This is a genomic window from Fischerella sp., assembly GCF_013388695.1.
Taxonomy (GTDB): domain Bacteria; phylum Cyanobacteriota; class Cyanobacteriia; order Cyanobacteriales; family Nostocaceae; genus PCC9605.
Genome location: NZ_JACAEU010000124.1, coordinates 1 through 6,471, shown reverse-complemented (window position 1 = coordinate 6,471; position 6,471 = coordinate 1). Strand labels below are relative to the sequence as shown.

8 protein-coding genes and 1 pseudogene are annotated in these 6,471 nt (G+C 40.3%); 7 read left to right on the top strand and 2 right to left on the bottom strand.

The window, feature by feature from the left end:
* Nucleotides 1-120 precede the first annotated feature (120 nt).
* Nucleotides 121-813: pseudogene (locus HXY43_RS16625) on the bottom strand (DNA nickase); the annotation flags it as partial.
* 410 nt (nt 814-1,223) lie between these two features.
* Between HXY43_RS16625 and HXY43_RS16620 the strand changes: the two are divergent.
* From HXY43_RS16620 to HXY43_RS16610, 3 genes are all read left to right on the top strand, one after another.
* The gene (locus tag HXY43_RS16620) at nt 1,224-1,766 is read left to right on the top strand and encodes a DUF2231 domain-containing protein (protein ID WP_290884850.1); all 543 of its coding nucleotides are present in this window, start codon (nt 1,224-1,226) and stop codon (nt 1,764-1,766) included.
* A 107-nt stretch (nt 1,767-1,873) separates the two neighbouring features.
* The gene (locus HXY43_RS16615; protein ID WP_290884847.1) at nt 1,874-2,287 is read left to right on the top strand and encodes a DUF2809 domain-containing protein; all 414 of its coding nucleotides are present in this window, start codon (nt 1,874-1,876) and stop codon (nt 2,285-2,287) included.
* Nucleotides 2,265-2,492: a DUF167 domain-containing protein gene (locus HXY43_RS16610; protein WP_290884844.1), complete on the top strand. Its 228-nt coding sequence runs from the start codon at nt 2,265-2,267 to the stop codon at nt 2,490-2,492. The genes HXY43_RS16615 and HXY43_RS16610 overlap by 23 nt, the downstream gene beginning before the upstream one ends.
* A 196-nt stretch (nt 2,493-2,688) precedes the next feature.
* On the opposite strand, the gene HXY43_RS16605 is transcribed toward HXY43_RS16610, so the two are convergent.
* Nucleotides 2,689-3,309, bottom strand: coding sequence for a glutathione S-transferase family protein (locus HXY43_RS16605; RefSeq protein ID WP_290884841.1), 621 nt, complete (start codon nt 3,307-3,309; stop codon nt 2,689-2,691).
* A 201-nt stretch (nt 3,310-3,510) separates the two neighbouring features.
* Between HXY43_RS16605 and HXY43_RS16600 the strand changes: the two genes are divergently transcribed.
* The 4 genes from HXY43_RS16600 (at nt 3,511) to HXY43_RS16585 (ending at nt 6,340) form a co-directional block, all read left to right on the top strand.
* Nucleotides 3,511-4,212, top strand: coding sequence for an SOS response-associated peptidase (locus tag HXY43_RS16600; protein WP_290884838.1), 702 nt, complete (start codon nt 3,511-3,513; stop codon nt 4,210-4,212).
* Nucleotides 4,213-4,260: 48 nt separating this feature from the next.
* On the top strand, nt 4,261-4,782 hold the full coding sequence (locus HXY43_RS16595; protein WP_290884835.1) for a photosystem I assembly protein Ycf3: 522 nt from the start codon (nt 4,261-4,263) through the stop codon (nt 4,780-4,782).
* Nucleotides 4,783-4,903: 121 nt separating this feature from the next.
* Entirely contained in the window at nt 4,904-5,194 is a 291-nt protein-coding gene (gatC, locus tag HXY43_RS16590) for an Asp-tRNA(Asn)/Glu-tRNA(Gln) amidotransferase subunit GatC (RefSeq protein ID WP_026732190.1), read from the top strand.
* Between the two features lie 177 nt (nt 5,195-5,371).
* Nucleotides 5,372-6,340 (top strand): glutathione S-transferase family protein, encoded by a 969-nt coding sequence (locus HXY43_RS16585; RefSeq protein ID WP_290884853.1) that lies wholly within the window; start codon nt 5,372-5,374, stop codon nt 6,338-6,340.
* The last annotated feature ends 131 nt before the right edge of the window (nt 6,341-6,471 follow it).

The window sequence follows — 6,471 nt, the reverse complement described above, 5'->3', positions numbered from 1 at the left end:
TCGGCATGGGGCATCGGCACGACCTTAAACGGACGGGGAGCGACCATAAGACTACTTCGCTAGCTAGTTGCTGTGAGCCGTCAAGAATCACTGCCCTTCAAGGGCAGTGAGTATGTCAACGAAGTACTCTTGGATCTTTTGGGGATCGTTGCTTGCCAACAGTTCGGTGAACAGAGTATTCACCTTGTTGTGATCCAGGCGGATAACATCCTGGACATTCATATCACTTTTATCGCTGGTTTGGGTAACAGTACTGCCGACAACACCACTCAATGCTGCCATAGCATCTTGTATGCGTCCCCAAATACCCTGATCCACTTCTTGTCCGGTGAGTTCGCGAACACCCAAGATTTCCAGAATACCTTTGAGTTGCTCTTGGTGAGCGCGGTTCTCAAAGTTAACAGTATTTAAAGGTCCGATCGCCATCATCACATCAGCACCAACTTTTTGTGCGGCTTTATGAATTGTCAAGCCGGACATTACTTGCTGATGCTTCAGCAATTCATGTTGAAATACTTTTTCATACAAGCTCAATTCGGAACCTTGCATCAACTGTCGAAGCTTTTGAATCATTTCTGTAACTGTTTTTTCTGCCTCAGCTTGGATGCCATATTGAACATTAACTGTTTCGAGAACACCCTTGTTTTTTTGGTCATCCTCGAGCATTTTGCGGAAGCGATCGGCAATTTCGCTATCAGTTATTTCTCTCAAAAATTGTTCTTCATTTTGAATGATTAAATCTTGAATTGCTCTCATATCTGCCAATTTCATGGCGATAGCAGAACGTTTAGCATCATCCAAAGCAACAACCATGCTGTGTTCTCCTCTGAAAATAATTTGTATTTTCAACAACTTCAGGTTGCCATATAATTTTGGTTCGCTCCATCTTTCTTTTGAACGATAACTCCAAAACCAAGGATATAAAAAATTTAATTTTCAGGATAATTTTAAAAATCAATATATATCTATACTTTGAGATAGATAACTACTAGAGGCTACACTCCTTCGCTAGATAGATAAATTTTTCTGGCCGCTTTTCTAGATTGACTCCAGGGTCATCAAACAGGAGATTAATTCGTTGCAAACCGAAGCTTATGTTGAGAAAATTCCTTCGGCATAATTTCATTTCATCCCAAATATTGAGATCGCCTACCCTGCTACAACTCTCTACACCAATTTACGGAAAAGTTTTTTCACCTCTTGTTCTTTGGAGCATATAAATTATGGCAACTCAAGAGAGAAACACTACGCCCTATCCTAATATTCCAGCTTTTTTGGAAAGCGACGATAGGGAGTTTCGTGACACTGGTGTACCTAGTACTGTGGCGATCGCAGGCCACCCTATTCACCCAATTCTCGTCCAATTCCCGATCTCTTTTCTCGTCGGGGCGCTGTTAACGGATGCAGCCTTCTGGTATATTGGCGATACTTTCTGGGCTAGAGCCTCTTTTTGGTTAATAGTCGGCGGCTTAGTAGGAGGTATTGCAGCAGCCCTAACTGGTTTGCTGGACTTTTTGAGAATAGGAAGAGTCCGCAAGCGCACTGCTGGATGGGCACACTTGATTCTCAACGTCAGTGCCTTGGTGCTGACGATTATCAACCTCGTATTACGCTGGAATAACCCTGTAACGGCTATATTACCTTGGGGACTAGTACTCTCAGTTGTCGTATCTGGACTTCTCGGCGTTTCCGGCTGGTATGGTGGCGAATTGGTATATCGGCATAAAGTTGCTGTGATTGGTAACGGTAATCCAGATCAACCCTAGGGTAAAAAAATTAAAAATTAGAACAGAAAATTAAAAATTGTATATTCTACATTTTTAATTTTTGATTTTTAATTTTTAATTGATTTGTCCCCAACCCTTAGAAAACCGTGTCAAAAAAAACACAAAGTCTGTATATTTTTATATCCCTGCTCATCGTTGTGGCGATGGGCTTTTTCTTTAAATACTATATTGGCCCTGCTCATAAATGGTTTAATGATTACGGAGCGGCTGTATTTTACGAAATATTTTGGTGCTTGTTCGCTTTTTGGTTTTTCCGCAGTCCGTCAGCAACTATTCAAATTCCTGTATGGGTCTTTATCATCACCTGTATATTAGAATTTTTGCAATTATGGCATCCCCTCTTTTTGGAGCAGTTTCGCGCTACGTTGATAGGTAAATGGTTAGTTGGTACTACCTTTGTTTGGTGGGATTTTCCTCATTATGCATTGGGTAGTGTTTTAGGCTGGTTGTGGCTGCGGCAATTACAAATAAAGGGTTATGCAAAAAAAAGTCAAAGTTAAACCAAATTCCAAAGTTCAAAAAATAGAAGAAGTAGCCGATGGCAGTCTAATTGTTTATTTAAAATCTCCTCCTGTTGATGGTAAGGCTAATGAAGAACTCATTAAGGTTCTAGCGGAAAAATTTGATGTGCCAAAATCTAGAATCAGAATTAAGTCTGGCTTATCTTCCCGGAACAAGTTGATAGAGATTGACAGTGATATATAGAGTAAAAGGTAATTGCTTAAGTCGCTTTTTAATCAAACTTTGACTCTGTAGAGATGTCCTATGCCACATCTCTACAAATTCGTTGAAATCGCTTCATGCCTAATTTTCATGAGAACTTAGATAACTTAAATAAATAAACTCGTCTCTGAGCATTAGCTTAGAAAACGAGTTTATAGATGCTTCGCATCTGAAAAAGTTAATACTGAATTTCTTCCTTAATAGTGATATATCTTGACTGTGCTTTCACTCTATCAATCCATGCTTGGATAGCAGGAAATTGCATCAAATCATACCCACCCTCATCAGCTACATGAGTATAAGCAAACAAAGCAATATCTGCAATAGTATAACGTTCACCTACAAAAAAATTGCAAGTCTTTAAATGGTTTTCCATCAAATTAAGTGCTGCATAACCAGGCTCGCGTTTTTGCTCTATAGCTTCCTTATATTCATCTGCTTTACCCAGTATAGAAATCCAAAATCTTGGTGTTGCAATAAAAGGCTCGTGTCTATTTTGTTCAAAGAATAACCATTGCATCACTTGCGCTCGTAAAAAGCGGTCATAAGGTAAAAATTCTGTTCCTTCACTCAGATAAATTAATATGGCATTTGATTCTGCCAAATATTTCCCTGGCTCAACCTCCAATAATGGAATTTTCCCAACAGGATTTTTACTCAAAAACTCTGGCGTTCGAGTCTCACCTTGCAAGATATTCACCTCTACCCTCTCAAATGGCATACCAATTTGTGACAATAAAAGTCGGATCTTGTAGCCGTTCCCTGAAGGTAAAAAATCGTACAATCTCAGCGTTTCCATGCCAATAAATGTTGAGATGAAGGTTACGATTAATAATAATGCAGTAAAATAGAATTAATTTTCAAACTAATAAAGAAACACAATAAAATTTTTATAAATGCAGCTCTTGACCAAGAAAATATATTCTCTAAAAATAAAATTAATCAAGTATTATTTTTATCATTAAGATGTTTAATTTTATGCAGCGAAAGAGAATAAAAAATGTGTGGAAGATTTAGTTTAAGCGTCACTCAAGAAGTTTTAGCTCGAGCCTTTCATGTCGAAGAAGTGCCGAATTTAGAGCCGCAATATAACATTGCACCTACGCAAATGGTAGCGACGGTTTTGTATAATTTAGAAAATCACAAACGTGAACTTCAGCAGTTACGTTGGGGTTTAATACCCTCATGGGCAAAAGATTCGAGTATGGGAGCAAAGCTCATCAATGCTAGATCGGAATCTGTAGCCGAAAAACCTGCTTTTCGCTCTGCCTTCAAGCACCGACGCTGTCTAATAGTGGCAGATGGCTTTTATGAATGGCAGCAGCAAAGGGACAAAAAACAGCCTTATTATTTTCGCCTCCGGGATAGCAAACCCTTTGGCTTTGCTGGGTTGTGGGAGGAATGGCAATCTCTTGAAGGAGAACAGATAAAATCTTGCACAATTTTGACAACTCAAGCTAACGAATTACTGCAACCAATTCACGATCGCATGCCAGTAATTCTCCAACAGCAAGATTACGACGTGTGGCTAGATCCCCAAATACATGCAGCGAATGTATTACAGCCGCTATTGCACCCCTACCCATCAGAGGCAATGACAAGCTACCCCGTTAACACCGTAGTAAACAACCCCAGGCATAATAGCTCAGAGTGTATAACCCCACTCAGTACGGGGAATTCTTCTGCAAATCAGTTAAATTAACTATTAGTGAAAAAGCCCACTCACTAGCCGAACACCACAGAGGCGTCTATGCCAAGAACTCAGAGAAACGATAACTTTATCGATAAATCCTTTACAGTTATGGCGGATTTGATCCTGAAGATCCTGCCAGCGAATAAAAGAGCGAAAGAAGCCTTTGTTTATTACCGAGATGGAATGTCAGCGCAGTCAGAAGGAGAATATGCCGAAGCTTTAGAAAACTACAAGGAAGCTCTAGAATTAGAAGAAGATGCACTGGATCGGGGCTATATCCTCTACAACATGGGGCTAATTCATGCCAGCAACGGCGAACACGAAACGGCTTTAGATTTATATCACCAAGCACTGGAGTGTAACCCCCGCTTACCTCAAGCTTTGAACAACATCGCGGTAATTTATCACTTCATGGGAGAAAAAGCGAAACAAGAAGGAGACGAAGACGGCGGCGAAGCACTGTTTGATAAAGCGGCTGATTATTGGATCAGAGCCATTCGCCTTGCTCCCAATAACTACATCGAAGCTCAAAACTGGCTGAAAACTACAGGAAGAATGCAAATTGACGTATTCTTTTAGTCATTGGTCATTTGTTGGTTGTTGGTTGTTGGTTGTTTTTATCACCACTAACTACTAACCACTAACCACTAACTAATGACTAATGACCAATTACCAATTACCAATTACCAATTACCATCCTATGATCGACCGTGAACAAGTTCGCAAAGTCGCCCATCTTGCTCGCCTAGAATTGACACCAGAAGAGGAAGAACAATTTACCACTCAGTTGGGAAGTATTCTGGATTATTTCGAGCAGCTAAGCGAATTGGATATCACTAACGTACCGCCCACAACACGAGCCATTGATGTCAGTAATGTGACACGCTCCGATGAACTCCAACCTTATGGCGATCGCGAAGCTATTCTCCAGGGTGCACCCCAACAAGAAGGCGAATTTTTCAAAGTACCCAAAATTCTTAATGAAGAATAGTTAGTAGATAGTAGTTAGTAGATAGTAGTTAGTAGATAGTAGTCATTTTTTGTGAATAATTAACAACTAACCACTAACCACCAACCACCAACCACTAACCACTCCCTAGATTGATGATTTCCTACCCAGGATGTGAGCTAATGAGTTGTGCATTACCTCAATCAAAAGAAAATAATCATGGGTTTGGGAATTCTTAAGGATGGTAAGTGGCTATCTGAACGGGAGCAAGAAGACTCGGAAGGTAAATTTATCCGTCCTTCAACCACTTTCCGCAACAAAATTACTGCTGATGGTTCAAGTGGGTTGAAAGCTGAACCAGGGCGCTATCATCTGTACATTTCCTGGGCTTGTCCTTGGGCATGTCGCACTGCGATTATGCGCCAGTTAAAGGGGCTGCAAGATGTTATTGGTATGTCTGTGGTTGCTCCGGAAATTCATGATCGCGGCTGGGAATTCTCGGATGAACCAGGCAGCATTCCCGATACAGCCAATGGGGCTAATTATCTTTGGCAAATTTATTTGCAAGCCGATCCCAACTATAGCGGACGTGTCACAGTTCCAGTTTTATGGGATACACAAACTAAGACGATTGTCAATAACGAATCCCGCGAAATTATGCGGATGTTTGATACTGAATTTAATAGTTTTGCTAAGAATAACGTAAATTTTTATCCAGAAAGTTTGCAAAAAGTTATTGACGAGACTATCGATGCTATTTATCAACCGATTAACAATGGTGTGTATCGGGCGGGATTTGCAACGAAGCAAGCAGCATATGATGAAGCGGTAACGGAATTATTTGACGCTCTCGACTACTGGGAAAAAATCTTAGGAGAACAACGCTATCTCTGTGGAAACCAAATTACTGAAGCAGACTGGTGTATGTTCACAACTTTATTTCGCTTTGATGCAGTTTACTATGTGCATTTCAAATGCAACTTACGCCGAATCGTAGATTATTCCAATTTGTGGAATTATCTCAAGGACTTGTACCAACAGCCAGGAGTTAAAGAAACTTGCAACCTAGATCATATCAAACGACATTATTACAAAAGCCATCCGAAAGTTAACCCAACTCGTATCGTTCCGAAAGGGCCGCTGATTGATTTTGAGGCTCCGCACAATCGCGATCGCATTTTTGCATGATGATACTTGGATAAAGGGCGTTGCTGAATCAAGATATGAATTTACAATTCACGGGTATGTAGAGACGTAGCATTGCTACGTCTCTACAATGATTTGGCATCGAACTACAAAAATGTATGCACACATAATTC

Coding starts and splice junctions, on each gene's coding strand:
- HXY43_RS16620 (WP_290884850.1), top strand. CDS start 1,224: ATGGCAACTCAAGAGAGAAACACTACGCCCTATCCTAATATTCCAGCT.
- HXY43_RS16585 (WP_290884853.1), top strand. CDS start 5,372: ATGGGTTTGGGAATTCTTAAGGATGGTAAGTGGCTATCTGAACGGGAG.
- HXY43_RS16600 (WP_290884838.1), top strand. CDS start 3,511: ATGTGTGGAAGATTTAGTTTAAGCGTCACTCAAGAAGTTTTAGCTCGA.
- HXY43_RS16595 (WP_290884835.1), top strand. CDS start 4,261: ATGCCAAGAACTCAGAGAAACGATAACTTTATCGATAAATCCTTTACA.
- HXY43_RS16605 (WP_290884841.1), bottom strand. CDS start 3,309: ATGGAAACGCTGAGATTGTACGATTTTTTACCTTCAGGGAACGGCTAC.
- gatC (WP_026732190.1), top strand. CDS start 4,904: ATGATCGACCGTGAACAAGTTCGCAAAGTCGCCCATCTTGCTCGCCTA.
- HXY43_RS16610 (WP_290884844.1), top strand. CDS start 2,265: ATGCAAAAAAAAGTCAAAGTTAAACCAAATTCCAAAGTTCAAAAAATA.